Here is a 25,878-nt window from a genome sequence, read left to right as displayed (position 1 = left end):
CACGGCGATAACTGATTGAATATGTACCACCACGAAGAGTAGCCAGTGTGGTGGGGGGCGGTTCGCTGTGCAGGAGCAGAGCATCGGGGCCATGCTGCGGGCGGCCAGGCAGACGGCCGGGCTGACGGTCGCGCAGGTCAGCGCGGCCACCAGAATTCGCGAGGCCATGATCCATTGCATGGAGCAGGACGACTACGGCCAGTGCGGCGGCGCCTTCTACGCCAGAGGGCACGTCAGGGCCGTGGCCAGGGCGGTGGGGCTCGATCCCGAGTCCACCGTCCATCTCTACGACCAGCAGTACGGCGGGCCGCCGCAGCCCATGCCGGCCTCGGCCGTGTTCCAGGCCGATCGCAAGATCAACCTGCCCGAGCGGCGCGGGCCCAACTGGACGATGGCGCTCGGCGTGGCGCTGGCCATCGTCGTGGTCTTCGGCATGATGCGAGTGATGGGGGGCGCCAGCGACCAGGTGCGCACGGGTGACGTCCGGGCCGCCTCGGCCCGGCCCAGCGTCCCGCCGAACACGCCGATCACCGAGACGCCGAGGCCGACGCCGTCCAAGACGTCGGCCAAGAACACCGTTACCGTGCGTATCAAGGCGAAGCGGTCGTCGTACGTGAGCCTGCACGACGCCGAGGGGCACAAGCTGTTCTCGGGCACTCTCAAGGCGGGCAAGACCTCCACGTGGCGCGCGGCCGAGAAGGTCAACGTGCTGCTGGGGGACGCCGGAGCGGTAACGGTGCACGTCAACGGCAAGAGAGTGAAGGGTCTCGGGGGCAGGGGAGAGGTGGCGCGGCGCTCGTTCGGGCCGCCCAAACCGCAGTCGCGGTAGCCGTGCGGGGGGAGCCAGTGCATCGGGTGGTGGCCAACTCCCGATACCGTAGTGTTCACCATGTCATCCCGCCGAACCGCATCGCTGATCACTCTGGGCTGCGCACGCAACGAGGTCGACTCGGAAGAGCTGGCCGCGCGACTCGAGGCTGCCGGCTGGCAGCTGGGCGACGACGACCCTGATGTCGTCGTCGTCAACACGTGTGGCTTCATTGACTCGGCCAAGAAAGACTCCATCGACACGCTCCTGGCTGCCGCTGACACCGGTGTGAAGGTGGTGGCCGCGGGCTGCATGGCCGAGCGCTACGGCAACGAGCTCGCCGAGGCCCTGCCCGAGGCCAGCGCGGTCATCTCCTTCGACGACTACGCCGAGATCGGTGACCGCCTCGACGACGTGCTGGCCGAGCGGCCGCTGAAGCCGCACACGCCACGCGACCGCCGCACCTTGCTACCCATCTCGCCGGTGGACCGGGCAGGCGCCCCCAAGGCCGGCATCCCCGGCCACGGCGACCTGCCGGAGGGCCTGGCGCCCGCCAGCGGGCCGCGCGTGCTGCGCAAACGGCTCGACGAGAGCCCGGTGGCCTCGCTCAAGCTCGCCTCCGGCTGCGACCGGCGCTGCACGTTCTGCGCCATCCCGGCCTTCCGCGGCTCCTACGTCTCGCGCCGGCCCGACGAGCTGCTCGCCGAGGCCGACTGGCTGGCCCACAGGGGCGTGCGCGAGCTCGTCCTGGTGAGCGAGAACTCCACGTCCTACGGCAAGGACCTGGGCGACCTGCGGGCGCTGGAGAAGCTGCTGCCGCAGCTCGCAGCCGTCGAGGGCATCGAGCGCGTGCGCGTCAGCTACCTGCAGCCCGCCGAGCTGCGCCCGGGCCTGATCGACGTGATCTGCGGCACCGAGGGCGTGGTGCCCTACTTCGACCTGTCCTTCCAGCACGCCAGCGGCACGGTGCTGCGCCGGATGCGCCGCTTCGGCGACCCCGAGCGCTTCCTCGGGCTGCTGGAGACCATCCGCGAGCGCGCTCCCGAGGCGGGCGTGCGCTCCAACTTCATCGTGGGCTTCCCCGGGGAGACCGAGGAGGAGTTCGGCGAGCTGGTCGGGTTCCTGGAGGAGGCCAGGCTCGACGTGATCGGCGTGTTCGGCTACTCCGACGAGGACGGCACGGAGGCGGCCGGGCTGCCCGGCAAGCTGGATCAGGAGGTCGTCGACGAGCGCGTGCGCATGCTCACCGAGCTGGCCGAGGAGCTGACCGCCCAGCGGGCGGAGGAGCGCATCGGCACCGAGGTCGACGTGCTGATCGACGACGATCTCGGCGACGGCGGCTACGAAGGCAGGGCGGCGCACCAGGGGCCCGAGGTCGACGGCTCCGTCACGGTGCAGGGCATCGGCCTGGTCAAGGGCCAGATCGTACGCGCGCACGTGGTCGACGCCGAGGGGGTTGACCTGATCGCGCGCATCAAGGCCGGCGGTCCATGAAAAGGGACGAGCGCCGCGTGGTAAGCCCGTGGAACATCGCCAACGTCCTCACGGTCCTCCGGTTGGTGCTCGTCCCCTTCTTCGTCGTCTGTCTCTTCGTGCCGGGCACGGGCTGGCGGGTGGCCGCGCTGGCGGTCTTCGCGGTGGCCTCGATCACCGATCATCTCGACGGGGAGCTGGCCAGGCGCTACGGCCTCATCACCGACTTCGGCAAGATCGCCGACCCGATCGCCGACAAGGCGCTCACCGGGGCGGCGCTGGTGTGCCTGTCGATCCTGGACGAGCTGCCCTGGTGGGTGACGATCGTGATCCTCGGCAGGGAGCTGGGCATCACGGTGCTCAGGCTCGTGCTGCTGCGCCACGCGGTCATCCCGGCCAGCTACGGCGGCAAGGTCAAGACCGTGCTGCAGATCGCCGCCATCGTCCTCTACCTCCTGCCCTTCGTGCCGGGGCCCGTCCGGTGGGTGGTGATGGGCGGAGCCGTCGTCGTCACCGTGGCGACGGGGGCCGACTACCTCTTCAGGGCCGTGAAACTGCGTAAAGTGGCCAAGCAGGCGCGCGGGGAGTGATCGATGGCGGACATGGCCGGGGTGCTGACGATGCTGGTGGCCCAGAAGGCGACGGTGGCCGTGGCCGAGTCGCTGACGGGCGGGCTCATCGGGGCCGCGATCACCTCGGTGTCCGGGTCCTCCAAGGCCTTCAGGGGCGGAGTGATCTCCTACGCCACCGATCTCAAGCACGAGCTGCTGGGCGTGCCGGAGGACCTGCTGGCGCGTGAGGGGGCCGTGCATCCCGGCGTGGCCGCCGCCATGGCGACCGGGGTGGCCCGGGTGTGCGGGGCGACCTACGGGGTGGCCGTGACGGGTGTGGCGGGGCCCGAGCCGCAGGACGGCAAGCCGGTCGGTCTGGTGTACGTGGCCGTCTCCGGGCCGGGCGGGCAGATTCGGTCTCGGGAATTGAGACTTGGAGGGTCGCGCGAACGTATCAGGGTAGAGACGGTGGACGAGGCAGTCGATCTACTGTCAGGTGTGCTGAAGGCGAACATAGGGGAACATTCCGGGTGATTACCGTGTTACGTCCCGAGCGAACATGCGATGCGCGGTCTGACGCGGTGTCGGTGGATACGGGTACGGTGGAGCTGTGAGTGAGGTCCGTGAGCCAACTGCAAGCACCGAGCGCCCGGCAGGCGGGCCTGATGAGTCGCGCAACGAGCCACGAGCGGCGGTCCAGGGGCGGCGACGTCCAATGATGACGGCGAGGAGTATGCACGAAGCCAAGAAGAACAAAGTGCGGCACGATCCGATCGCGCGGGGCGTGGTGAAGACATCCGCGCCGGGGAGGGAGCGACAGATGATTCTGCTGCGTCAGCTGCTCGGAGACGTGCTGAGGCGGCTGCGGGTGCGGCAGGGGCGCACGCTACGCGAAGTGTCCACGCTGGCCCGGGTCTCACTCGGCTATCTGTCCGAGGTGGAGCGCGGCCAGAAGGAGGCCTCGTCCGAGCTGCTCGCGTCGATTTGCGGTGCGCTCGGTGTGCCGCTTTCGCAGGTGTTGCGTGAGGTTTCCGACCAGTTCGCGCTGGCGGAGCTCCAGGCTGCTCCTGTGCTTGCCGACGTGCCCGAGCACGAGCGCCTGCCTCTTGGCGAGACGGTTCCCGGGTCGATCTCCGACTCCGTGTTCCCCGAAGTCAAGGACATGGTGGCTGCCTAACGCGGCTGGCAGCCCGCACACCACAGGATCAGCCGTTCCTGTGGCTGCGCCCCCATCTCCCCTCGGCTGATGCGGGTGCCGCATCGGCGACAGGGCCTCCCCGCCCTGCCATAGACCCAGGTCTGATTCGCCGGGCGGCGATCACCTGTTGTCACCGTGCCCGCATGCCCCTTGTTGGCCGCCAGCAGCCGTTGGGCCAGCGACACGAGCCCCGCGAGGTCCTCGATCTCGCCGACCCTCCGCCACGGCCAGATTCCGCGCAGGAACAGGGTCTCGGCGCGATAGATCGTGCCGATCCCCGCCAGGTTGCGCTGATCGAGCAGCGCCTCCCCGATGGTCCTGCCGGGCGCCCCTCGTAGCCTTCGCACGGCCTCATCCGGGTCCCAGTCCGGGCCGAGCAGATCCGGCCCCAGGTGGCCCACCAGGCGCGCCTCGCCGTCCGTCCTGACCAGATCCACCATCCCGAGCCTGACCCCGACCGCCTGCCACCGCTCGTTGGCCAGGATCAGCCTCACCTGGTCGCCGGGCGGGATCCGGCGGCCCGTCTCCGAGACCAGCCAGCTTCCCTCCATGCGCAGGTGGGTGTGGACGGTGAGGTCGCCCTCGATCCGGGTGAGGAGATGCTTGCCCCGGGAGAGCGTGGTGATCACCTGGCGTCCGGTCAGGTCGGCCGTGGCGTGCCGGGGCACGCGGAAGTCCGATCTCGTCAGGGGCCGGCCGTCCAGCGCGCCCCTGAGCCGCGCGGCGGTCCGGTAGACGGCGTCTCCTTCGGGCATTTCCCCAGTTTAAGAGGGGCCTGCGCCGGGCCGGCCGCAGATGCCGGGGCCATCAGTCCGATCGGTGTCGATCGTCCATGATCGGCGCGGGGGCGGGGGACTTCCGGACCGGGAGGGGCTGGGCCAGGATCAGCGTCAGGTCGTCCACCTCGTGCGCGCACGACCCGCCGGTGTGCCGCCGCAGCAGGCCGAGCACCTCGCGCAGCGACTCCTCCAGCGTGGCCTGCGTCAACGCCTCGTGCAGGTGCTCGTCGAAGGGCAGCTCCACGCCCTCGCAACTGCGGGCCTCGGTCAGCCCGTCGGTGAACAGCAGCAGGCGGTCGGAGGGCAGCAGGCGCACCCGCCACACGTACGGCTCGGGCGACAGGCCGAGGGGGCGGCAGGGGCGGGGCGGGTGCAGCGCGCGCAGGCGGTTGTCCACGCGTACGGGAGCGGGATGGCCGCAGCTGACCAGCAGCACCCCTCCGGGGACGAACTCGGCCAGCAGCACCGTCGCGAAGTCCTCCGGACCCAGGCTGGGGGAGACGGCGGCGTCGAGCTCCAGAGCCAGGGCCGCCAGATCGGGGGCGGTGGCCGCGGTGCGGCGGAAGGCGGCCAGCACGGTCGCGCTGAGATGCGCGGCGTCCAGGCCGTGGCCCTTGACGTCGCCGACGATCAGGCGCAGCCCCGTGGGCGTGGCGACGGCGTCGTGCAGGTCGCCGCCGATGCGGGCGGTCTCGGACGACGAGCGGGTGTGCGCCGCCAGGCCGACCCCGCCCAGCTCCGGGGGGAGCGCGGGGATCATCGCCCACTCCGCGATGCGTGTCATGCGGGACAGCTCGGCCTGGTGGCGGGCGTGGGCGCGCGCCGTCACGTACGCCCACAGGCCGCCCGTGGCCACGATCAGCGCGCGAACCAGGTGGTGCGGCAGGTCGGAGCCCTCGTCCACGGCGGGCAGCAGCAGCGCCAGGGCCAGCGCGGTGGCGGCGGCCAGGACCGTGTGGCGGACGGTCAGCAGGTGGGCGGCGACCATCGGCCCGATCAGCAGCAGGGCCGACAGGGAGACCGTGGCATACGCGGCGTCCGCCAGGGCGACCACCACCTCGGCCGCGAGCAGCGCGGGCAGCAGCCGGCGCTGGTGTCTGGAGACGTTTTGCCGCGAGATGGCGCCTCCTCGGGTGAATGCGGTCCTCAGGGGGTTGCGATCGCGAGTAGCCACCTTCTCACTTTTAGTGACGGTGCGAGAGCGATTCCGGCAAACTGTGGGGCAGGCCGAGTCCTGTGAGGTGACGATCATGCAAGTCAGCCAGTGGCAGGGAAACCTCCCCAGCGAGAGCACGAGACTGATCGGTCGCCGCGAGGAGGTGGACGGAGTACGGGCGCTGCTGGGCCGGTCCCGGCTGGTGACGGTCACGGGGGTGGCCGGGGTCGGGAAGACCAGGATCGCCCTGCGGGCCGCCGCCGGGCTGCGGGAGCGGTTCGCCGACGGGGTGTGGCTGGTGGCGCTGTCGCCGCTGGTGGAGGGCAGCGCGCTGCCGTACGCGATCGCGGAGGCGCTGCCGCTGAGCGACCAGAGCTCGCGGCCGGTGACCGAGGTGCTGGCCGACTACCTCGCCGAGCGGGAGCTCCTGCTCGTGCTCGACACCTGCGAGCACCTGCACGAGGCCTGCGCGGCGACCGTCAGGACGCTCCTCGCCGCCGCGCCCCGGCTGCGCGTCCTGGCCACCAGCCGCAGGCCGCTGGGCTGCCCGGAGGAGCGGGTCCGCGCGGTGGAGCCGCTGCCGGTGCCCGAGGGCGACGACTGGCGGGAGGGCGACGCGGTGGAGCTGCTCCTCGACCGCGCCGCGGCCACGGTGCCCGGCTTCGCGATCGACGAGCGCAACCGGGACGCCCTGCTGCGGGTGTGCCGGCGGCTGGAAGGGCTGCCGCTGGCCATCGAGCTGGCCGCCGCCCGGCTGCGCGAGCTGTCCCCCGAACGGCTGGCCGAGCGGCTTGAGGACCGCTTCACCGTGCTCGGCACGACCGACCACAAGGTGTACGACGCCGACCCGCCCTGGCACCAGGCGCTGCGCACCGCGATCGGATGGAGTCACCAGCTCTGCACCCCCGCCGAGCGGCTGCTGTGGGCGCGGGCCTCGGTGTTCGCCGGCGGCATCGACCCGGTGGCCGTGAAGCAGGTCTGCGCCGACGACCGGCTGCCGAGCTGGCAGATCCCGCAACTGCTCGAATCGCTCGCCGACAAGTCGATCCTGATCTGGGAGCCGACCGGGGCGGGCGACCGCTACCGGATGCTCGACACGATCCGCGAGTTCGGCGCCATCTGGCTGAAGGACCTCGGCCAGGACGAGCGCGTCAGGCGCCGGCACCGCGACTACTACCTGGAGCTGGCCAGGGAGGGCGACGCCTGCTGGATCGGCCCCGACCAGTACGCCTGGTACGACCGGATGACCGTCGAGCTGCCCAACCTGCGGGCGGCGCTGCGCTTCGCCCTGGTGCGGCCGGAGGGGCACACCGCGCTGGAGCTGGCCGGGGCGCTGTGGTTCTTCTGGTACCCCTGCGGCTTCCTCCAGGAGGGACGGCACTTCCTGGAGCGGGCGCTGGCCCAGGACCGCGCGCCCGGCCCCGCGCGCCGCAAGGCGCAGTGGGCGTGCGCGCTGGTCCTGGTGTGCCAGGGCGAGGGGGCGCTCGCGGAGAAGCTGGCCGGCGAGTGCGCGGCCGAGGCCGAGGCGCAGGGGGACGTGGAGGCGAGGCTGATGGCCTGGTGCGCGAGCAGTTGCGCGGGCATCATCATGGGCGACAACGCGCGGGCGGGCGAGATGGCCAGGAAGGTGATCGAGCAGGAGGAACGCTCGCTGTTCTGCTTCCCCGTGCTGCTGGCCTACACCAGCTACGGCATGAGCAGGACGATGGCCGGCAGCTTCGAGGACGGCATCGCCGCGCTGGAGCGGCTGCGCGCGCTCTGCGACCAGCACGGAGAGCGCTGGCAGCGCGCGTACGGCGACGTCCTGCGGGCCCAGGCCGAGCTGGCGTGCGGGCGGCCGGAGCGGGCGCGGGCCTACGCGATGGCGGCGCTGGAGGTCAAGTGGCGGCTGCACGACAGCCTGGGGATGGCGATGGCGATCGACGTGCTCGCGCCCGCCGCGGTGGCGGCGGGGGAGGGGGAGCGGGCCGCGCGCATGCTGGGGCTGGCCGACCAGATCTGGGACACCGTCGGCAAGCACCAGATCGGCACGCCGGAGCTCGTGGCCGCCAGGCGGGCCTGCGAGAGCGAGGTGCGCGGGGTGCTCGGTGACCGGGCCTACGACAGCGCCTTCAGCGCCGGACGGGACACCGATCTGGACGCGGGCGTCGCGTACGCACTGGGCACGTCGCCGGCCCGCTGACCACCCGCGACACCGCTCGCGGTCACGCTGCGGGCGGTCCGGGGATGAAGGCCAGGCCGGGCTCAGTCCCAGGCGGCGGGGTCGGAGGCGAGCTGGCGGATGCGCTCGGGCAGGGCCCCGGAGGCGACCTGTTCGAGCGTGACCTCCTCCAGGATCGACCGCTCGGTGGCCCGCAACGCGATCCACACCTGCTGCAGAGACTCCGCCGGCCCCCGGTAACCGACGTGCTCGGGCCGCTCGCCGCGTACGTTGGCCAGCGGGCCGTCCACGGCGCGGATCACGTCGGCGAGCGAGATGTCGGAGGCGGGCCTGGCCAGCACGTAGCCGCCCTCCGGCCCGCGCTGCCCGCGCACCAGCCCGGCGCGGCGCATCTGCAGCAGGATGTTCTCCAGGTACTTGGGCGGCATGTCCTGCTCCTTGGCGAGCTCGCCCACGGTGGTCGGGCCCGCACCGGCGGCGGCCAGTTCGGCGGCGGCGCGGAGGGCGTAGTCGACACGAGCGGATAGGCGCATGTTCTCGATTATCCCTCCTGGTCAACACTGGTTAGGCGCAACCTTGCCAGAACGGGCGGGAGATCCGCTTCCGCCGGGCGCGTCCCAGGTGCGGAAATCGCCGTTCACACCAGGCGAGAATGGGAGCGCTAAACTTCCAACAACCTTTTCGATTTGACGGTGGGATTCAGCGTGGAGCGACGCCCTGGTGTGCCCAGATTGCTCAGGGAGATCAACGACCGGGCCGCACTGGAGCTGTTGCTGGCGACCGGTCCGATGACGCGGGGGCAGATCGGCAACCTGACCGGTCTGTCCAAGGTCACGGCCTCGCAGACGCTGGCCAGGCTCGAGGAGCGCGGGCTGGTCGAGGTGGTCGGCACGCAGGGCGGCGGGCGGGGGCCCAACGCGGCGCTCTACTCGGTGATCCCCTCCAGCGCGTACGTCGCCGGCCTCGAGGTCGGGCCCGAGCTGATCTCCACGGCCGTCGCCGACATCCACGGCAACACGATCGCCGAGGTCACCGTCGCCCCCGACGGCCACGACGACCCCGTCTCGCTGGTGCACGGGGCGATCGTCAAGGCGTGCCGCAGCGCCAAGGTGGGCATCTCCAAGCTGCGCGGCGTCGTCATCGGCACCCCCGGCGTGGTCGATCCGCGCAGCGGCGACATCCGCTTCTCCTTCGACCTGCCCGGCTGGCACGAGGGCATCCACGAGGCGCTGGCGGGAGACCTGCGGCGCCAGGTGACGATCGAGAACGACGTCAACCTCGCCGCCATCGCCGAGCGCGTCGACGGGGCCGCGCAGGGGCTCGACGACTTCGTGCTGCTGTGGGCCAGCCGTGGCCTGGGGATGGCCGTCACGCTCGGCGGCAAGCTGCACCGGGGGCGCTCGGGCAGCGCGGGGGAGATCGGCTACCTGCCGGTGCCCGGGGTGCCGCTGCCCGAGGACATCCGTACGCTGCCGGGGCGGCTGCCGTCGCTGGCCGGTGGGTTGCAGTCGCTGGTCAGCGCCGAGGCGGTGACCGAGCTGGCGCAGGGCTACGGCTTCGCGGCCGAGAGCGCGACCGAGTGCGTCAAGGTGGCGGTGGCGGCGGGCGCCGAGGGGGAGCCGCTGCTGGACGAGATCGCTCAGCGGCTGGCCCTGGGGGTGGCGGCGGTGTGCGTGATCCTCGATCCCGGGCTGGTGGTGCTGGCCGGGGAGGTGGGGCACGCCGGTGGCGGCGCGCTGGCGTCCCGGGTGGAGGAGGCCGTGGCGCGCATCTGCCCGGTGCGGCCGCAGGTCGTCACCACCACGGTGACCGACGGCAACCCGGTGCTGCGCGGCGCCGTGCTGGCGGCCCTCGACCAGGCGCGTGAGGAACTCCTGACCTCCTGAGCGGCCCTGGGCCGGGCGCGCGGGGAGCCGGCCTCCTGCGCGGCGCTGGGCCGGGCGTGTGGGGAGCCGGCCTTCTGAGTGCCGCTGGGCCGGGCGCGTGCGGGGCTGTCGGGCCCCTGGCACGCGCCCGGGTCCAGGCGGGTCTGCTAGGCGGTGAGGAGCTCGACGGCGGCCTGGGCGTTGGCGCGGGCGGCGCCGTACGTGGCGATGTAGGCGGCGCTGTCCGGCTGCCACACCGGCAGGCCCATCTCTATCACCGTCGTGTCGGGACGCGCCGACACCAGCGCCGAGACCAGGTCCTGGCTCTCGTGGTGGCGGTGCGCGTCCTTGACGACCACCACCAGTGAGCGCCCGTCGGCCTTGGCCAGGATGCCGGGGACGTCGGCGGCGGCGGGCTTGACGCGCAGGATCTCGGCGTCGGGCAGCCAGGGCCCCACGCCCCACGGCACGTCGCCCACGGCGATGGTCGGCGGGGTGTCCACCTCGATCACCAGGGGTTCGACGAGCGGGGTGGCGGAGCCGGTGAGCCGGACGGCGCGGCGGGCGGCGTGCAGGCCGACCACCTTCTGCTCGGCGCCGTTCTGGCCGGCCTCCACGGCCTCGGCGGCCGTGGTGCCCCCGGCGGCCCCGGCGGCCCAGGCGCGCAGCGCCGCCACCCGCGCCGCCGCCTCCTCCAGCCTGGACTCGGGCAGCCTGCCCTCGCGCACGGCGGAGACGATCTCGGCGATGATGGCCTGCACGTCGTCGTACGTCGGCAGCGGCCCCAGGCACAGCAGGTCCGAGCCGGCCGCGAGGGTGAGCACGGCGCCGCCGGCCAGGCCCACGCTCTTGGTGATCGCGTGCATGTCGAGCGCGTCGGTGACGACCACGCCGTCGTAGCCGAGCTCGCCCCTGAGGAGCCCGGTCAGCGCGGCGCCGGACAGCGTGGCGGGCGTCTGACCCGTCACCGCCGGCACCGCCACGTGCGCGGTCATCACCGACTTCGCCCCCGCGCCGATGGCGGCGCGGAACGGCGCCAGCTCCCGCTCCCGCAGCACGTCCAGGCCGACGTCCACGACCGGGACGGCCAGGTGCGAGTCGACGCGGGTGGCGCCGTGGCCGGGGAAGTGCTTGACGCAGGCGGCCACGTTCACCGACTGCAGGCCCTGGACGGCGGCGACCGTGTGCCTGGCCACCAGCTCCGGTTCGGTGCCGAACGACCTGGTGCCGATCACCGGGTTGTCGGCCTCGGTGTTGACGTCGGCGCTCGGCGCCATGTCCAGGTTGATGCCGCAGGCGGCCAGCTCGGACCCGATGGCCCGGTAGACCCGGCGGGTGAGCTCCACGTCGTCCACGGCCCCCAGCGCCGCGTTCCCCGGGTACGGGCTGCCGACGTGGTAGGCCAGCCGCGTCACGTCCCCGCCCTCCTCGTCGAGCGAGATGACGGGCTCACCGGCTCCCCTCAGCGCGGTGGTCAGGCCGAGCACCTGGCCGGGGTCGGCCACGTTGAAGCCGAAGAGCGTCACGCCGCCGAGGCCGTGCTCCAGCTCGCGCAGCACCCAGTCGGGCGCCGTGGTGCCCTGGAAGGCGACGAGCAGCGTGCCGGCCGCGAGTCGGCGCAGCCCCCGATCACTCTGACTCATGGCTCCTCATCCGTATCAAGGCAGGGTCGGGTACGGTGCCGGCGGCACCGTACGGATATTTCGGGATTGGTCAGCCCTTCACGGCGCCCGCCGTCAGCCCCTGGACCATGCGGCGCTGCACGAGAAGGAAGAAGACGACGACCGGAATCGTCATCAGGGTGGACCCGGCCATGATCGCGCCCCAGTCGACGCCCTCCTGGCCGAAGAAGAACTGCAGGGCGACCGGCATCGTGTACCCCTCGGACCCCGACATCAGGTAGAGGGCGAAGACCAGATCGTTCCAGGCGGTGATGAACGAGAAGATGCTCGTGGCCACCAGCCCCGGCGCGACCAGCGGGAACAGCACCTTCCAGAACGTCGTCATCCGGCTGGCCCCGTCGATCCAGGCCGCCTCCTCCAGCGACTTGGGCACCGCCGCGACGAACGTCCGCAACATCCAGACGCCGAACGGCAGCGTCAGCGCGACCTGGGTGACGATCAGCCCGAGGAGCTGGTCGCCGAGCCCGACCCGCTTGACCATCATGTACAGGGGGATGAGCAGCCCCTCCGACGGCAGCATCTGCACGATGAGCAGCGTGATGAGGAAGGCGCCGCGGCCCCTGAACCTGAAGCGGGCGATGGCGGTGGCCGACAGCAGGGCGAAGGCCGAGCCGATGAGCACGGTGCCGAGCGCCACGATCGCGCTGTTGCGCATGTAGAGCCAGATGGAGTTGTTCGCGACGCCCTCGGTGAGCACCCGCTCGAAGTGCTCGAAGGTGAAGTGCGTCGGGAACGGGATGAACTCCGTCGTGAAGATCTGGTCGTTCTCCTTGAAGCCCGTGGAGACCATCCAGTAGACGGGGAAGGTCGCGAACAGGAAGACCAGCAGGCCGGCGGCGTTCAGCAGGACCTTGCCGAGCCTCTTGCGGGCGATCGGGGTCACATCTCCTCCTGCTTCACGATCTGCCTGACGTAGAAGACGGTGATGATCAGCAGGATGATCGTCAGGACGATGGAGATCGCCGCGCCGGTGCCCAGCTTCTGCGGGGGCCGGAACGCCTCGGCGACGGCGTACATGGACAGGTTGAAGCCGTCACGGTTCGTGGGCCCGTTCATGAGCACGTAGAGCTGGCTGAACACCTTGAAGTCCCAGATGATCGACAGCATCGTGAGAACGGCGAAGACCGGCCTGAGCATGGGCAGGGTGATCTTCCTGAACGTGTGCCAGGCGCCAGACCCGTCCACCTTGGCCGCCTCGTACAGCTCGGCGGGGATGCCCTTGAGCCCGGCCAGCACGGAGACCGCGATGAACGGGAACCCGGCCCACACCACGCAGATGACCAGCGCGATGTAGAGGGGCAGGGTGTCGTTGAGCCAGGGGGTGCCGGCCCAGCTCGCCTGGCCCGCCGGCGGGGCGGCCAGCCAGTCGGGCAGCAGGTCCAGCGCCCAGTTGACGATCCCGGCCTCGGCGTCGAACAGGGAGCGCCAGATGACGCCCTGCGCCACGGGCGGCACGGCCCAGGCGAACATGCAGCCGATGACCACGAACAGCGACATCTTCCTGCCCAGCCGGTGCAGCAGCACGCCGACCGCGGTGCCGAGGATCAGCGTGAGGCTGACGCCGAAGAAGGCGAAGGCCAGGCTGTTGCGCAGGGCCGACCAGAAGATGTCGTTGGACAGGACCTTCTCGAAGTTCTCCAGCCCGACCCACTCGGCGGGCCTGGTGCCCCTGACCTGCGCCAGCCCGACCTTCTGGAACGACATGATGCCGAGCTGGACCATCGGGTAGAGCAGCAGGCCGGCGATGACCAGCAGGCCGGGAACGAGCAGGAGGTACGGGATGCTCCACGCCGGCATCCCGCTGGCGCGCACCCGCCCGGCGTTCTTGCGCCGGTGCCCCGGGGAGGGGGAGGACCCCCTGCCCCGGGCGACCGTTGTCGTGTTGGACATCGTTACTGGTTCAGGATCTCTTCGAGTTCCTTGTTGGCGTCAGCGAGGGCGGTGGCGGTGTCCTTCTTGCCCTCGATGACGGCGCGAGCGGCGTTCTGCAGCACCGCCTTGGTGGCGTCGGCCTCGGACCAGTTGGGGTCGGCCGGGAAGGCCTTGGCCTTGGCGAACGCCTGCGCGAACGGGCCCTGCGCCGGGTCCTCGTTCATGGCCTGCAGGGTGTCGGGGTAGACGGGGAGCAGGCCGCCCTCCTTGGCGTACCGGTCGGCCCAGGTCTTGCTCGTGGCCAGCTTGATGTACTCCTTGCCCAGGTCCGCCTGCTGGGTGGTGCCCCACAGCGCGATGTCGTTGCCGCCGAAGAAGGAGGGCGCCACGCCGCCGGTCTTGGCGGGCAGCGGGAAGAAGCCGATCTTGTCGCCCTTCAGCTTGCCCTTGGACTCCTCCTCGATGCCCGACAGGTCCCAGGCCGCGGTGAGGTACATCGCCACCTTGTCGTTGGCGAAGCGGGTGCGGATGTGGGTGGTGTCGTGCGTCAGGTTCGCCTTGTTGGACAGGCCGCCGGTGACCAGGCCGGTGTAGGTCTCGAAGCCCTTCTGGAAGCCGGGCTCCGTGAGCTTGCCGACCCACTTGTCGCCCTCCTTGACGGCGTACTCGCCGCCCTCGGACCAGGCGAAGGCCGCCAGCAGGTGGTTGGCGTCCGAGCCGCCGTTGAAGGCGAAGCCGTCCACGCCCTTCTTCTCGGCCTGGATCTTCTTGGCCGCGGCGACGAGGTCGTCCCAGCTCTGCGGGACCTCGATCTTGAGGTCCTCGAACCAGTCCTTGCGGTAGAGCACCGCGCGGGCCCCCGCTCCCCACGGCACGGCGTAGATCTCGTTGTCCACGGTCTCGTAGCCGTAGAGGTTCTGGGGGATCTGCGACCGGTCGCCCTCGCGGGCGATGTCGGTGATCGGCGTCAGCGCGTCCTGGCTCTGCCACATCGGGACCTGGTCGTTGCCGATCTCGGTCACGTCGGGGCCGGTGCCGGTCGCGGCGGCGGCGAACTTGTCGGCCACCTGGGGCCACGGGATCCACTCCAGCTTGACCTGCGCGCCGGTCTGCTTGGTGAACTCGGCGTTGAGCTCCTCCATGTACGTGGCCGCGGCCGGGTTGCTGTTCCCGAGCCGCCAGACGCTCAGCGTCTTGCCGGCGAACTTGGGGCCGGAGGCGGCGGCGCTGGGTGAGGACGTGGGGGGTTGCTCAGCGGAGCCACCGGAGCCACAGGCGGCCAGGCCCAGGGCCAGCGCGGCCGTGGTGACCGTAGCGGCTGTGATCTTCGCGATCCTCACAGGGTTCTCCCTTCCCGGGTGCTGGCCTACGGTCCGCACCAGGCTGATCGTCAAATCCGAACGATGCTGGTAAACTAACAAGAAACTTTCTTAAAAGAAACGCTCGTTAGCCGATCGTGACGAGAAGGGTGCGCCGATGAGCCGAGACCCGGGAACTCCCCGGTTGCTGCGCCGGTTGAACGACCGCGCGGCACTCGAACTGCTCCTCGGAGACGGTCCTCTCACCCGCGCCGAGCTCGGTGAGCGGACCGGGCTCTCCAAGGTAACCGCAGGTCAGCTTCTCGCGCGCCTGGAGGAGCGGGGGCTCGTGGAGGTCGCGGGCGAGCGGGCGGGAGGCAGGGGGCCGCACGCCGCCCTGTACGCCGTGGTCCCGTCGAGCGCGTACGTCGCCGGGCTGGAGGTCCTGCCCGAAAGTCTCACTGTCGGTGTGGCGGACATCACAGGCAGAGTCGTGGTCGAGATCACGGTCAATCCCTCCGACGCGCGCGATCCGGTCAAGGCGGTGCACGCCGCCGTGCAGCGGGCGTGCGACGCCGCCAGTGTCAGCCTGTCGCAACTGCGCGCGTTCGTCATCGGCACGAGAGGCGTGGTCGACCCGGCCACCGGCGACGTGCGCATCTCGGTCGACCTGCCCGCCTGGCACGTCGGCGTGCTGGCCAGCCTGCGCGAGACGCTCGGCGCCTCGGTGACCATCGAGAACGACGTCAACCTGGTCGCCCTGGCCGAGCACCGGCACGGCGCCGCCGTCGGCCACGACGACTTCGTGGTCATCTGGGCCGGCGTCGGCCAGGGCCTCGGCGTCATGCTGGGAGGCCGGCTGCACCGGGGCATCACCGGCGGCGCGGGCGAGATCGGCTGGCTGCCCGTGCCGGGCGAGCCGCTGCCCTCCGACGTCACCCGGCCGCAGACGGGCTCGTTCCAGCGCCTGGTGGGCCACGACGCGCTGCGCGGGCTCGCCGAGGAGCGCGGCGTGAGCGGCCACACGGTGCCCGACCTGGTACGCGGCGGCGACGAGGGCTACCTGGACGCCGTGGCGGCCCGGCTGGCCCTGGGCGCGGCGGCCGTCACCGTCGTGCTCGACCCCGGCCTCATCGTGCTGAGCGGCGACATCGGCCGGGCGGGCGGCGAGCGGCTGGCGGCCAAGGTGCAGGAGGCCGTGGCCCGGGTGTGCCCGAGCCGCCCGACCGTCGTCACGACCAGGGTCGCGGGCAACCCGGTGCTGCGCGGAGCCCTGGTGGCCGCCCTGGAACAGGCCCGGGAGCAGGTCTTCTCCGACACTGTGTGAGAATTCTTGCCCATGTGGCAGTCCCCGAACGACGTCGTGCTGATCTCGGACCCCCGCGTGACCTCGATCCCGGTGCAAGAGAGCGGCGAACCGCTCGCGGACGTGCGCGGGCGGCTGCGCGTGGACCCGCGCCTGGCCGACGGGCAGGGCGCCTACGCGCACCTGCGCTCCGGCGTGCTGGAGCGCCTGGAGCACGCGGAGAGCCTGTTGCCCGACGGGTACCACCTGCTGATCGTCGAGGGGTACCGCCCCGTCGCCACCCAGCGCCGGATCTTCGACGAGTACCGCGCCACGCTGACCGGGCTGACCCCTGAGGAGTCGTACGTCGCGGCCAGCCGTTACGTCTCCCCGGTCGAGGTGGCCCCGCACACCGCCGGCGCCGCCGTGGACCTGACCCTGTGCGCCCCCGACGGCACCGAGTACGACATGGGCACCGAGGTCAACGACAACCCGGAGCAGAGCTCCGGCGCCTGCTACACCGCCGCCCCGAACGTCTCCGACGACGCCCGCGCCCACCGCAAGCTGCTCGCCGCCGCCCTGGAGCCCGCCGGCCTGGTCAACTACCCCACCGAGTGGTGGCACTGGTCGTACGGCGACCGTTACTGGGCGATGTGCACCCGCGCCGCGCAGGCGCTGTACGGCCCCGTGGAGTTCACGCTCTGACAACCTGGTTTTCCGGGGGGTGAGGTAGGGGCACAACTCCCTACGGAGGGTTGGACTCCCCAGCGAGGTGTGGGCATGGTTCCACTCATCGGGATCGAGGAGGAGTACCTCATCGTCGATCCCCGGACCCGCCACGTGGCTCCCCGGGCGGCCGAGGTTCTGGCCGCCGCGACGGACATGCTCGACGTGGTGCATGAAATCACCCGATTCCAGGTGGAGGCCCGCACGCCGCCCTCCGCCGACCTGAGCGAGCTCGGCTCGCAACTGCGCGCGGCGCGCAAGGAGGTGGCGGGCGCGGCCCGATCGTGCGGCCTGGCCGTCGTCGCCAGCGGCATCCCCGTGCTCGGCAACGTCATGCCGCCGCCGCTCACCGACGACGACCGCTACCACCAGGGCCGCACGCTCTACCGGGCGCTGCAGGACGAGATCAGCATCTGCGCCCTGCACGTGCACGTGGACGTGCCCGACGCCGAGCACGCCGTCTACGTGGGCAACCACTTGCGGCCCTGGCTGCCGACGCTGATCGCGCTGGCCGCCAACTCGCCGTTCTTCGTGGGCCGCGACACCGGGTACGCCTCCTGGCGGGTGATCAGCTGGGGGCGGTGGCCGGTCTCCGGCGCGCCGCCGTACTTCCCGTCGTACGGGGCGTACGAGCTGGCCCTGCGGGCGCTGGCGGAGTCGGGCGTGCTGCTCGACGCCAAGACCGTCTACTGGGACACCCGGCCGTCGCCCCGCCTGCCCACCGTGGAGATCAGGGTGGCCGACGTGCCGCTCGACGTGGCCGACAGCCTCACCCTGATCGGGCTCATCCGCGGGCTGGTGGTCACCGCGCTGGCCGCCGTCGCGCGCGGCGACCGCGGGCAGCCCGTGCCCGCCGAGGTGCTGCGCGCCGCCTACTGGCGGGCGGCCCGCGACGGGCTGCAGGGCGACAGCCTCGACGTACGGCACGGCACGCTCGTGCCCGCCGCGGTGCTGGCCGGGCGCCTCCTGGAGCACGTACGCCCGGCGCTGGCCGAGGCCGGCGACCTGACGTTCATCCAGGAGGGCCTCGACCGGCTGCTGCGCAAGGGGTCGGGGGCCATGCGGCAGCGGCGGGCGTACGCGAAGGGGAACCATCTCGAAGAGGTGGTGGACGACCTCATCGAGGCCACCGTCTCCTAGTGCAGGGCCAGCGCGACCGCGACCCCCAGGCCGAACGCGACCACCACGCCCCGCAGCACCTTGGCGGGCATCAGCCTGGCCAGCCGGGTGCCGAGCAGCCCGCCCGCCAGGCTGGCCGGCGCGATCACCGCCGCGGCCCGCCACTCCACGGGCCCGAACAGGGAGAACGCCACCACCGACACGGAGCTGACGACCAGCGAGAGCACGGCCCGCACGGCGTTGATCCGGTGCAGGTTGTCGTGCAGGAACAGGCCGAGCACGGTCAGCAGCACCACCCCCATGCCGCCGTTGAAGTAGGCGCCGTAACAGCCGCCGAGGAACACCCCGGCGTACACCATGCGGCTGGTCGGCCCGTCCGCCTCGCCCCCGATGAGCTTGCGCAGCCACGGCTGCGCCAGCAGGGCGAGGCTGGCGAAGGCCACCAGCCACGGCACCATCGACTCGAACAGCTTGCCCGGCGTGAGCAGCAGCAGCGAGCTGCCCAGACAGGCCCCCAGCACCGCTGTGACCGACAGCAGGGTGGCCCTGCGCCTTTGCCCCCGCAGCTCGGCCCGGTAGCCGAGCACACCCCCCAGATAGCCGGGCCACAGCGCCACCGCGTTCGTGACGGTGGCGGTCAGGCCCGGGTAACCCAGCGCCAGGAGGGCGGGGAACGAGATGAGCGTCCCCCCGCCCGCCAGGGCGTTCACCACACCGGCCAGCAGGCCGGCACCGACCAGGAAGAGCAGGTCGGTCATCGGCCGGCAGCGTAGCCCTGGGCGCCACGCGGGTTGGCGGCGGCCTTGAGGAAGGCGCCGTCACGGGCGACCGCGCTCAGCCGGCCGAGCGACCACGGGCCCTGCACCTCGACCTCGTGCCCACGCCGGCGCAGCTCCTCGATGACGCCCGCGTCCACCCGGTCCTCGACGTGCATGACGCCGGGGCGGGAGCCGCGCGGGAAGAACGAGCTGGGGAAGTGCTCGGAGTGGAACATGGGGGCGTCGACGGCCTCCTGAAGGTTCAGCCTGCCGTGGACGACCGCGAGGAAGAAGTTCAGGCTCCACTGGTCCTGCTGGTCGCCGCCCGGGGTGCCGAACGCCAGCCACGGCTTGCCGTCCCTGAGCGCGAACGACGGCGACAGCGTCGTGCGCGGGCGGGCGCCGGGCCGCAGCGCGGTGGCCACGCCCTCCTGCAGCCAGAACATCTGGGCCCGCGTGCCCAGGCAGAAGCCCAGGCTCGGGATGGTGGGCGAGCTCTGCAGCCAGCCGCCGCTGGGGGTGGCCGAGACCATGTTGCCGAAGCGGTCCACGACGTCCACGTGGCAGGTGTCGCCCTTGACCATGCCGTCACGCGACACCGTGGGCTCGCCCACGCCCTGCGGCTTGCGGGCGCCGGACAGGCCCGGCGCGTCGCTGGCCGTGCCGGGGTCGGGGAAGACGGGCAGCCGCGGCGCCCGCCCGCCGGGAGCGCCCGGCCGCAGCTCCAGGCTGGCCCGGTCGCCGATCAGCCGCCGCCGTTCGGCGTTGTAGGCCGGGCTCAGCAGGTCGGCCATGGGCACGTCGGTGTCGCCGTACCAGGCCTCGCGGTCGGCGAAGGCCAGCTTGGCGGCCTCCGTCACCGCGTGCAGGTAGTCGGCGCCGAGGAAGCCCATCCCGTCCAGGTCGAACCCGTCGAGCAGGGCGAGCTGCTGCAGGAACGCCGGGCCCTGACCCCACGGCCCGGTCTTGGCCACGGTGTAGCCGCGGTAGTCGAAGGTCAGCGGCTCCTCCACCGAGGCCGACCAGCCCGCCAGGTCGTCGCCCGTGAGCAGGCCGCCGTGCACCTCGCCCGAGCTGTCGCGCCAGGCCGTCGTCGCGCTGAACTCGGCGATCGCCTCGGCGACGAAGCCCTCGTACCAGGCCTTCCTGGCGGCGGCGAGCTGGCCCTCGCGGCTGCTCGACGCGGCCTCGGCCTCGGCCACCAGCCGGCGGTAGGTGGCGGCCAGCACGGGGTTGGCCAGCTTCGAGCCCGGCTCGGGAACGTTCCCATCAGGCAGCCAGGTGGCCGCCGACGTCGGCCAGTCCTGCCTGAACAGCTCCTCGACCGAGCCGATCGTGGCCGAGATCCGCTCCAGCACCGGCACGCCGTGCTCGGCGTAGTGGATCGCGGGCGCCAGCACGTCGGCCAGCGACCAGGTGCCCCAGCGCTCCAGCATCAGCATCCAGCCGCCGAACGCCCCGGGCACGGTGGCCGCCAGCAGCCCGGTGCCGGGCACGACGTCCAGGCCGAGGCCGGCGAAGCGCTCGATGGTGGCCGCGGCGGGGGCCACGCCCTGCCCGCACACGACCGACACCTTCTGCTCGGCCTCGCTCCACAACAGGATCGGCACCTCGCCGCCGGGGCCGTTCAGGTGCGGCTCGGCGACCTGCAGCACGAATCCGGCCGCCACCGCGGCGTCGAACGCGTTGCCGCCGCGCTCCAGGACGCCCATGCCGGTGGCCGAGGCCAGCCAGTGCGTGCTGGCGACCATGCCGAAATCGCCCGACAGCTCGGGCCTGGTGGTGAACAAGATTTCTCCTTACTTGGCCGCGTCGGGGACGCGGTCCGCTGTTACCAGGTGGCAGGCGGCGGGGTGACCGTTGCCACGCGGGTCGTTCAAGAGCGGTTCTGAGGTGCGGCACTCGTCGTAGGCGAGCGGGCAGCGCGTGTGGAACCGGCAGCCGGGCGGCGGGTCCATCGGGCTCGGCACGTCGCCGCCGAGCACGATCCTGCGCCGCTCCCGCTGCCTGGCCGGGTCCGCCACCGGCGCGGCCGACAGCAGGGCCTGCGTGTACGGGTGCCGCGGCCCGGCGAAGATCTCGGCCGTCGGCCCCGACTCCACGATCCTGCCGAGGTACATGACCGCGATCCGGTCGGCCAGGAACTCCACCACCGACAGGTCATGCGTGATGAACAGGCACGAGAACCCCATGTCCCGCTGCAGGTCGGTGATCAGGTTGAGCACCGACGCCTGCACGGACACGTCCAGCGCCGACACGGGCTCGTCCGCCACGACCAGCTTGGGCTCCAGGATCAGCGCCCTGGCCAGCCCCACCCGCTGCCGCTGCCCGCCGGACAGCTCGTGCGGGAAGCGCCTGCGCATCTCCTGGCGCAGCCCGACCTTCTCCAGCATGGCGGCCACCCGGTTCGCGACCTCGCGCCGGTCGGTGATCTTGTGCCGCAGCAGCGGCTCGGCCACGATCCGCTCGATCGTGAAGCGCGGGTTGAGCGAGGAGAACGGGTCCTGGAAGACCATGTGCACGTCCCTGCGCAGCGGGCGCATGGCCCGGCGCGACAGGTGGGTGATGTCCTTGCCGCCCAGCTCGATCGAGCCCGCGGTCGGCTCGGTCAGGCGCAGCACGCACTTGCCGACCGTGGACTTGCCGCTGCCCGACTCACCGACCAGGCCGAGCACCTCGCCCTCGCCGATCTCCAGCGACAGGCCGTCCACGGCCCGCACGGGGCCGTAGTGCTTGACCAGGTTGTCGATCCGCAGGATCACGACTGACCTCCGGGGTGGAAGCAGGCCGCCAGGTGCTCGTCGGCCTGACGGGTGAGCGGGGGCCGCGACAGCGCGCAGTCCTCCTGGGCGCGCGGGCAGCGGTCACGGAACGCGCACTCGTCGGGGTCCGACAGCGGCGAGGGCACCATGCCGGGGATCTCCGCCAGGCGGCCGTTCACGGCGGCGGAGGGCAGGGCCTTCATCAGGCCCAGCGTGTACGGGTGCCGCGGGTTCGCGAACAGCTCGGCCACCGGGGCCTGCTCGACGGCACGGCCCGCGTACATGACCATGGCCCTGTCGGCGATGTCGGCCACCACGCCCAGGTCGTGCGTGATGAGGATGATCGCGGTGCCGAGCCGGTCGCGCAGGTCGCGGAAGACGTCCAGCACGCCCGCCTGGATCGTCACGTCGAGCGCCGTGGTGGGCTCGTCGGCGATCAGCACCCGCGGCGAGCAGGCCACCGCGATGGCGATCATGACGCGCTGCCGCATGCCGCCGGAGAGCTGGTGCGGGTACTCCTTCATCCGGCGCACCGGCGCGGGGATGCCGACCAGCTCCAGCAGCTCCACGGCCCGCTTGGTCGCGGTCTGCCGCGAGAGCTTCTCGTGCCTGCGCAGCACCTCGGTGATCTGGTAGCCGACGGTGAACGACGGGTTCAGCGAGGTCATCGGCTCCTGGAAGACGACCGAGACGGTCTTGCCGCGCACCTGCCGCATCTCCGGCTCGGGCAGCGTGGTCAGCTCGCGGCCGTCCAGCTTGATCGAGCCGGACAGCCGCGTCGTGGCGGGCGGCAGCAGCCGGGGGATGGACATCGCGGTGACCGACTTGCCGCAGCCCGACTCCCCGCACAGCGCGAGGATCTCGCCCTCGTCCAGGGTGAGCGAGATGTCCCTGACCGCCTGGACGAGGCCGTCCTCGGTGTCGAAGCCGACCTTGAGGTCGGTGATCTCCAGCAGGCTCATCGGTGGCTCCTCGGGTCCAGTACGTCGCGCAGCCCGTCGCCGAGCAGGTTGAAGCCGAGCGTGGCCAGGGCGATCATCAGGCCGGGCCAGATGGCCAGCCACGGCGCGTCGCTCAGGTACTGCTGCGCGGTCGTCAGCATCACGCCCCACGACGGCGTCGGCGGCTGCACGCCCAGACCCAGGAACGACAGCGTGGACTCGCCGATGATCGCCGCCGGGATCGCCACCGTGGCCTGCACGATGAGCGGGCTGGCGCAGTTCGGCAGCACGTAGCGGAAGATGATGTGCCCGTCGCCCGCGCCGTCGGCGATGGCCGCGGCCACGTAGTCCATCTCCCTGACCGCCAGCACCTCGCCGCGGGTGATCCGGATGATCGCGGGCAGCTGGGAGAAGCCCAGCGCCAGCACGACGCCCTTCAGCGAGGGCCCGATGATCGCCGCCAGGCCGACCGCGAACACCAGGAACGGGAAGGCCAGCGTCACGTCGACCAGCCGCATCACGATCGGGTCCAGCCAGCGCCGGTAGAAGCCGGCGACCAGCCCGATCGGGATGCCGACCACCATCGCCAGCAGCGTGGACAGCACGCCCGCCTGCAGCGAGACCTGGGCGCCGTGCGCGATCCGGGCGAAGGCGTCGCGGCCGAGGTCGTCGGTGCCCATCGGGTGCGCGCCCGACGGGGGCGCCAGCGTGGCCAGGTAGTCCTGCGCCGCGGGGTCGCCGGTCACCAGCGGGCCGATCAGGGCCAGCAGGACGAACGCGACCACCAGCACCAGGCCCGCCATCGGCATCGGCCGGCGCCTGAAACGTCGCCAGTGCCTAGTCACGGGAGCCTCCCGACAGCCTGATCCGGGGGTTGAGGAAGGCGTAGGCGATGTCGACCAGCAGGTTCACCAGCACGTACCCGATGACCGTGACCAGCACGACCGCCTGGATGACGGGATAGTTCCTGGTCAGCACCGCGTCCACGGTGAGCTTGCCGAAGCCGGGGATGACGAAGATCTGCTCGGTCACCACGGCGCCGCTGATCAGCGCGCCGAGCTGCAGGCCGAGCACGGTCACCACGGTCGTCAGGCTGTTGCGCAGCGCGTGCGCGCCCACCACCTTGACCTCGGACAGGCCCTTGGACCTGGCGGTCCTGACGTAGTCGGCCGACAGCGCGCCCAGCATGGCCGAGCGGGTCTGCCGCATCAGGATCGCCGCGAAGCCGGTGCCGAGCACCAGGGCCGGCAGGATCATGCGCTGCAGGTTCGCGGCCGGGTCCTCGGTGAAGGGCACGTAACCGGAGGCCGGCAGCACCCGCCAGGTGACCGCGAACAGCAGGATGCCGAGCAGGCCCAGCCAGAAGTGCGGCACCGACAGCCCGGCCAGGCCGAACCCGGTGGCCACGTAGTCGGCGAACCTGCCGCGGCGGACGGCGGCCACGATGCCCGCCCCCACGCCGACGACGATCGCGACCAGCATGGCCAGCAGCGACAGCTCCAGCGTCACCGGCAGCCGCTCGGCCAGGATGTCAGCCACGGGGAGCTGGTCCTGGGTCGAGCGGCCGAAGTTGCCGGTGAGGGTCTGGCCGACGTAGTCCAGGTACTGCGCGGGCAGCGGCTTGTCCAGGCCGAACTCCTTGCGGATGGCCTCGATCGCGGCCGGCGAGGCCTCCTGGCCGGCCATGACCGAGGCCGGGTCACCGGGCAGCGCCCGGATGCCCAGGAAGATCAGGACGCTGGACAGGAACAGCACGAGCACGGCCGATCCGCAGCGCCGGAGGATGAACCAGAGCATCAGGCGGCGAACCCGGCGGTGACGTAGCGGGGCAGGCCGTCCTTGAAGTACTGGACGCCGGCGACGGTCTTGTGCATGCCGAGGTAGTACAGGTTGTGGTACAGGTACACCACGCCACGCAGCTCGGCGGCCTTCTTCATGGCGCTGCCGTAGAGCTCGGCCCGCTTGGCGACGTCCGTCTCCGCGGCGGCCTGCTTGATCGGGTCGTCGATGCCGGGGTCGGACATGCCCGCGTAGTTGTTGCTGCCCTGGGTGGTGACCAGGTTCGTGAGGTTGCCGTCCGGGTCGACGCGGCCGGACCAGCCGCTCAGCAGGACGTCGAACTTGCCGGCCTTGCCCTGCTCCAGCACGCTGACGAACTCGGCCGTCTGCACGCTCACGTTGAAGCCGGCCTCCTTGGTCATCGACTGGATGACCTGCGCCAGGCGCTGGTTGACGGCGTCGTTCGGGGTGGCGAGGGTGACCGGGATCGGCGTCGGGACGCCGGAGGCCTGCACGAGCTGCTTGGCCTTGGCCAGGTCACGCTTGGGGCAGGTCAGGTCCTTCGGCCGGTACGGGCTGTCGTTCGGGACGGGGTAGCAGTCGACCTCGTGCAGCCCGTTGTAGACGGCCTTGTTGATGGCGTCGCGGTCCAGCGCCAGCTCGAACGCCTCGCGCAGCTCGGGGCTCTTGCCCAGCGGCGTGTCGATCGCGCCCGGCTTCTCGGTGGAGCCGGTGGCGTTGCCGATGTTGATCTGGAAGCCGTAGTACCCGAGGCCGCCGCCGGACACGACGGTCAGGTTCGGGTCGGACTGCACGCCCGCGACGGTGTTCGTGGCGAGCTGGTCGGCCACCTGAACGTCGCCGGACTTGAGGTTCGCGGCCCGCACGTTGGGGTCGACGATGATTTTGTATACGAGCTTGTCGAGCTTGACCTTGGCGGCGTCGTAGTAGTCGGCCGACTTCTCCAGCACGATCTGGCTGCCGGAGGTGCGGCTGGCGAACTTGAACGGGCCGGCGCAGACAGGGCCGGCACCGAAGTTGTCACCCTCGGAGTCCAGCGCCTTCGGCGACATGATCATGCCCGCGCGGTCGGCGAGCTGCGCGGTCAGCGGCGTGAACGGCTGCGTCAGCGTGAGCTTCACCGTCGAGGGGTCGACCACCTCCACCTTGGACACGGCGGCCAGGTCGGCCTGCCGTGCGGACTTCTCCCAGGTGCGGTGGCGGTCCAGCGACTTCTTGACCGCCTCGGCGTCGAGCGCGGTGCCGTCGTTGAACTTGACGCCTTCCCGCAGCTTGATCGTCACTTCCCTGCCGCCGTCCGACAGCTCGGGCATGGCCGCGGCGAGCTGGGGGATCAGGGTGGAGGAGGCGTCGATGTCGTAGAGCTTCTCGCACATGTTCGCGAACACCTCGCGGCCCACGAGCGTGGTCGAGATGCTCGGGTCCAGGGCGTCGGGATCGGCGTTGAGCGCGATGTTGAGCGTGCCGCCGCTCTTGACCGACCGGTGGTCGGCCGAGGCGCTGGCTATGGAACTCGGTGCCGCGGGCGTGTTGCTCGTCCCGCCTCCGCCACAGGCCGCCAGGGCGAGGGGGAGGGTGATGAGCGCCGCGACGACCTTGGGGGACGGTCGCATGAGGCCTCCGTTGAAACGTTTAGGAGACTGT

General features: G+C 71.6%; 24 protein-coding genes. 10 read left to right on the top strand and 14 right to left on the bottom strand.

Features of this window, described 5'->3' with window-relative positions; all coding sequences use genetic code 11:
• Window positions 1-67 precede the first annotated feature (67 nt).
• The 5 genes from HD597_RS39125 (at window position 68) to HD597_RS39105 (ending at window position 4,009) form a co-directional block, all read left to right on the top strand.
• Window positions 68-829: a helix-turn-helix domain-containing protein gene (locus tag HD597_RS39125; RefSeq protein ID WP_253749178.1), complete on the top strand. Its 762-nt coding sequence runs from the start codon at window positions 68-70 to the stop codon at window positions 827-829.
• Between the two features lie 60 nt (window positions 830-889).
• Entirely contained in the window at window positions 890-2,302 is a 1,413-nt protein-coding gene (rimO, locus tag HD597_RS39120; RefSeq protein ID WP_253749176.1) for a 30S ribosomal protein S12 methylthiotransferase RimO, read from the top strand.
• Complete coding sequence (gene pgsA, locus HD597_RS39115; RefSeq protein WP_253749173.1) at window positions 2,299-2,871, top strand: CDP-diacylglycerol--glycerol-3-phosphate 3-phosphatidyltransferase; 573 nt, start codon at window positions 2,299-2,301, stop codon at window positions 2,869-2,871. The genes rimO and pgsA overlap by 4 nt, the downstream gene beginning before the upstream one ends.
• A 3-nt stretch (window positions 2,872-2,874) precedes the next feature.
• Window positions 2,875-3,366 carry a CinA family protein gene (locus tag HD597_RS39110; protein WP_253749171.1) on the top strand — a complete coding sequence of 164 codons (492 nt, stop codon included), beginning with the start codon at window positions 2,875-2,877 and terminating at the stop codon, window positions 3,364-3,366.
• 286 nt (window positions 3,367-3,652) lie between these two features.
• Complete coding sequence (locus HD597_RS39105) at window positions 3,653-4,009, top strand: helix-turn-helix domain-containing protein (protein WP_185112531.1); 357 nt, start codon at window positions 3,653-3,655, stop codon at window positions 4,007-4,009.
• Here the strand turns inward: HD597_RS39105 and HD597_RS39100 are convergent.
• Both HD597_RS39100 and HD597_RS66165 read right to left on the bottom strand, forming a co-directional pair.
• Window positions 4,006-4,785 (bottom strand): DNA-formamidopyrimidine glycosylase family protein, encoded by a 780-nt coding sequence (locus HD597_RS39100; protein WP_253749169.1) that lies wholly within the window; start codon window positions 4,783-4,785, stop codon window positions 4,006-4,008. The two genes, HD597_RS39105 and HD597_RS39100, sit on opposite strands and share 4 nt — an antisense overlap.
• A 52-nt stretch (window positions 4,786-4,837) precedes the next feature.
• Complete coding sequence (locus HD597_RS66165) at window positions 4,838-5,983, bottom strand: PP2C family protein-serine/threonine phosphatase (RefSeq protein WP_253749167.1); 1,146 nt, start codon at window positions 5,981-5,983, stop codon at window positions 4,838-4,840.
• Between the two features lie 76 nt (window positions 5,984-6,059).
• On the opposite strand from HD597_RS66165, the gene HD597_RS39090 reads away from it, so the two are divergent.
• Complete coding sequence (locus HD597_RS39090; protein WP_253749165.1) at window positions 6,060-8,147, top strand: ATP-binding protein; 2,088 nt, start codon at window positions 6,060-6,062, stop codon at window positions 8,145-8,147.
• A 62-nt stretch (window positions 8,148-8,209) separates the two neighbouring features.
• On the opposite strand, the gene HD597_RS39085 is transcribed toward HD597_RS39090, so the two are convergent.
• Entirely contained in the window at window positions 8,210-8,659 is a 450-nt protein-coding gene (locus HD597_RS39085; protein WP_253749163.1) for an RrF2 family transcriptional regulator, read from the bottom strand.
• A 171-nt stretch (window positions 8,660-8,830) separates the two neighbouring features.
• Here HD597_RS39085 and HD597_RS39080 point away from each other — a divergent pair, with 171 nt between their 5' ends.
• Window positions 8,831-10,012, top strand: a complete 1,182-nt coding sequence (locus tag HD597_RS39080) for an ROK family transcriptional regulator (RefSeq protein WP_253749160.1) — start codon at window positions 8,831-8,833, stop codon at window positions 10,010-10,012.
• Window positions 10,013-10,158: 146 nt separating this feature from the next.
• Here the strand turns inward: HD597_RS39080 and HD597_RS39075 are convergent, their stop codons facing one another.
• The 4 genes from HD597_RS39075 to HD597_RS39060 all read right to left on the bottom strand — a co-directional run bounded on the left by HD597_RS39075 (window position 10,159) and on the right by HD597_RS39060 (window position 14,885).
• Complete coding sequence (locus tag HD597_RS39075; protein ID WP_253749158.1) at window positions 10,159-11,634, bottom strand: glycoside hydrolase family 3 protein; 1,476 nt, start codon at window positions 11,632-11,634, stop codon at window positions 10,159-10,161.
• Window positions 11,635-11,704: 70 nt separating this feature from the next.
• Window positions 11,705-12,556: a carbohydrate ABC transporter permease gene (locus tag HD597_RS39070; protein WP_253749156.1), complete on the bottom strand. Its 852-nt coding sequence runs from the start codon at window positions 12,554-12,556 to the stop codon at window positions 11,705-11,707.
• On the bottom strand, window positions 12,553-13,563 hold the full coding sequence (locus HD597_RS39065) for a carbohydrate ABC transporter permease (RefSeq protein WP_253749154.1): 1,011 nt from the start codon (window positions 13,561-13,563) through the stop codon (window positions 12,553-12,555). The genes HD597_RS39070 and HD597_RS39065 overlap by 4 nt, the downstream gene beginning before the upstream one ends.
• Window positions 13,564-13,565: 2 nt before the next feature.
• Window positions 13,566-14,885 carry an extracellular solute-binding protein gene (locus tag HD597_RS39060; RefSeq protein WP_253749152.1) on the bottom strand — a complete coding sequence of 440 codons (1,320 nt, stop codon included), beginning with the start codon at window positions 14,883-14,885 and terminating at the stop codon, window positions 13,566-13,568.
• 136 nt (window positions 14,886-15,021) lie between these two features.
• Here HD597_RS39060 and HD597_RS39055 point away from each other — a divergent pair, with 136 nt between their 5' ends.
• The 3 genes from HD597_RS39055 to HD597_RS39045 all read left to right on the top strand — a co-directional run bounded on the left by HD597_RS39055 (window position 15,022) and on the right by HD597_RS39045 (window position 17,994).
• Window positions 15,022-16,170: an ROK family transcriptional regulator gene (locus tag HD597_RS39055; protein ID WP_253749150.1), complete on the top strand. Its 1,149-nt coding sequence runs from the start codon at window positions 15,022-15,024 to the stop codon at window positions 16,168-16,170.
• Window positions 16,171-16,182: 12 nt separating this feature from the next.
• Complete coding sequence (locus tag HD597_RS39050) at window positions 16,183-16,833, top strand: M15 family metallopeptidase (RefSeq protein ID WP_253749148.1); 651 nt, start codon at window positions 16,183-16,185, stop codon at window positions 16,831-16,833.
• Window positions 16,834-16,908: 75 nt separating this feature from the next.
• On the top strand, window positions 16,909-17,994 hold the full coding sequence (locus HD597_RS39045) for a carboxylate-amine ligase (protein ID WP_253749146.1): 1,086 nt from the start codon (window positions 16,909-16,911) through the stop codon (window positions 17,992-17,994).
• Here the strand turns inward: HD597_RS39045 and HD597_RS39040 are convergent.
• The 7 genes from HD597_RS39040 to HD597_RS39010 are packed head-to-tail and all read right to left on the bottom strand — an operon-like array spanning window position 17,991 to window position 25,847.
• Complete coding sequence (locus HD597_RS39040; protein WP_253749144.1) at window positions 17,991-18,731, bottom strand: sulfite exporter TauE/SafE family protein; 741 nt, start codon at window positions 18,729-18,731, stop codon at window positions 17,991-17,993. The genes HD597_RS39045 and HD597_RS39040 overlap by 4 nt on opposite strands.
• Window positions 18,728-20,482, bottom strand: a complete 1,755-nt coding sequence (locus HD597_RS39035) for a gamma-glutamyltransferase family protein (protein ID WP_253759654.1) — start codon at window positions 20,480-20,482, stop codon at window positions 18,728-18,730. Before HD597_RS39035 ends, HD597_RS39040 begins: the two co-directional genes overlap by 4 nt.
• Before the next feature lie 48 nt (window positions 20,483-20,530).
• Entirely contained in the window at window positions 20,531-21,493 is a 963-nt protein-coding gene (locus HD597_RS39030; protein ID WP_253749142.1) for an ABC transporter ATP-binding protein, read from the bottom strand.
• The gene (locus HD597_RS39025) at window positions 21,490-22,455 is read right to left on the bottom strand and encodes an ABC transporter ATP-binding protein (RefSeq protein WP_253749140.1); all 966 of its coding nucleotides are present in this window, start codon (window positions 22,453-22,455) and stop codon (window positions 21,490-21,492) included. The genes HD597_RS39030 and HD597_RS39025 overlap by 4 nt, the downstream gene beginning before the upstream one ends.
• Complete coding sequence (locus HD597_RS39020; protein ID WP_185109166.1) at window positions 22,452-23,279, bottom strand: ABC transporter permease; 828 nt, start codon at window positions 23,277-23,279, stop codon at window positions 22,452-22,454. The genes HD597_RS39025 and HD597_RS39020 overlap by 4 nt, the downstream gene beginning before the upstream one ends.
• A complete protein-coding gene (locus tag HD597_RS39015) occupies window positions 23,272-24,231 on the bottom strand; it encodes an ABC transporter permease (RefSeq protein WP_253749138.1) in 960 nt (319 codons plus the stop codon). Before HD597_RS39015 ends, HD597_RS39020 begins: the two co-directional genes overlap by 8 nt.
• Window positions 24,231-25,847: an ABC transporter substrate-binding protein gene (locus tag HD597_RS39010; RefSeq protein WP_253749136.1), complete on the bottom strand. Its 1,617-nt coding sequence runs from the start codon at window positions 25,845-25,847 to the stop codon at window positions 24,231-24,233. The genes HD597_RS39015 and HD597_RS39010 overlap by 1 nt, the downstream gene beginning before the upstream one ends.
• Between the last annotated feature and the right edge of the window lie 31 nt (window positions 25,848-25,878).

Origin of the sequence: Nonomuraea thailandensis (assembly GCF_024172165.1) — a bacterium.
Taxonomy (GTDB): Bacteria; Actinomycetota; Actinomycetes; order Streptosporangiales; family Streptosporangiaceae; genus Nonomuraea; species Nonomuraea thailandensis.
Note: the sequence above shows the minus strand (reverse complement) of the source record. Positions and strands in the feature narration are given on the sequence as shown.

Bases quoted from the DNA above. Each gene is read 5' to 3' on its own strand.
- rimO (WP_253749176.1), top strand. From the start codon at position 890: ATGTCATCCCGCCGAACCGCATCGCTGATCACTCTGGGCTGCGCACGC.
- pgsA (WP_253749173.1), top strand. From the start codon at position 2,299: ATGAAAAGGGACGAGCGCCGCGTGGTAAGCCCGTGGAACATCGCCAAC.
- HD597_RS39110 (WP_253749171.1), top strand. From the start codon at position 2,875: ATGGCGGACATGGCCGGGGTGCTGACGATGCTGGTGGCCCAGAAGGCG.
- HD597_RS39105 (WP_185112531.1), top strand. From the start codon at position 3,653: ATGATTCTGCTGCGTCAGCTGCTCGGAGACGTGCTGAGGCGGCTGCGG.
- HD597_RS39100 (WP_253749169.1), bottom strand. From the start codon at position 4,785: ATGCCCGAAGGAGACGCCGTCTACCGGACCGCCGCGCGGCTCAGGGGC.
- HD597_RS39090 (WP_253749165.1), top strand. From the start codon at position 6,060: ATGCAAGTCAGCCAGTGGCAGGGAAACCTCCCCAGCGAGAGCACGAGA.
- HD597_RS39085 (WP_253749163.1), bottom strand. From the start codon at position 8,659: ATGCGCCTATCCGCTCGTGTCGACTACGCCCTCCGCGCCGCCGCCGAA.
- HD597_RS39075 (WP_253749158.1), bottom strand. From the start codon at position 11,634: ATGAGTCAGAGTGATCGGGGGCTGCGCCGACTCGCGGCCGGCACGCTG.
- HD597_RS39065 (WP_253749154.1), bottom strand. From the start codon at position 13,563: ATGTCCAACACGACAACGGTCGCCCGGGGCAGGGGGTCCTCCCCCTCC.
- HD597_RS39055 (WP_253749150.1), top strand. From the start codon at position 15,022: ATGAGCCGAGACCCGGGAACTCCCCGGTTGCTGCGCCGGTTGAACGAC.
- HD597_RS39050 (WP_253749148.1), top strand. From the start codon at position 16,183: ATGTGGCAGTCCCCGAACGACGTCGTGCTGATCTCGGACCCCCGCGTG.
- HD597_RS39045 (WP_253749146.1), top strand. From the start codon at position 16,909: ATGGTTCCACTCATCGGGATCGAGGAGGAGTACCTCATCGTCGATCCC.
- HD597_RS39040 (WP_253749144.1), bottom strand. From the start codon at position 18,731: ATGACCGACCTGCTCTTCCTGGTCGGTGCCGGCCTGCTGGCCGGTGTG.
- HD597_RS39035 (WP_253759654.1), bottom strand. From the start codon at position 20,482: ATGGTCGCCAGCACGCACTGGCTGGCCTCGGCCACCGGCATGGGCGTC.
- HD597_RS39025 (WP_253749140.1), bottom strand. From the start codon at position 22,455: ATGAGCCTGCTGGAGATCACCGACCTCAAGGTCGGCTTCGACACCGAG.
- HD597_RS39015 (WP_253749138.1), bottom strand. From the start codon at position 24,231: ATGCTCTGGTTCATCCTCCGGCGCTGCGGATCGGCCGTGCTCGTGCTG.
- HD597_RS39010 (WP_253749136.1), bottom strand. From the start codon at position 25,847: ATGCGACCGTCCCCCAAGGTCGTCGCGGCGCTCATCACCCTCCCCCTC.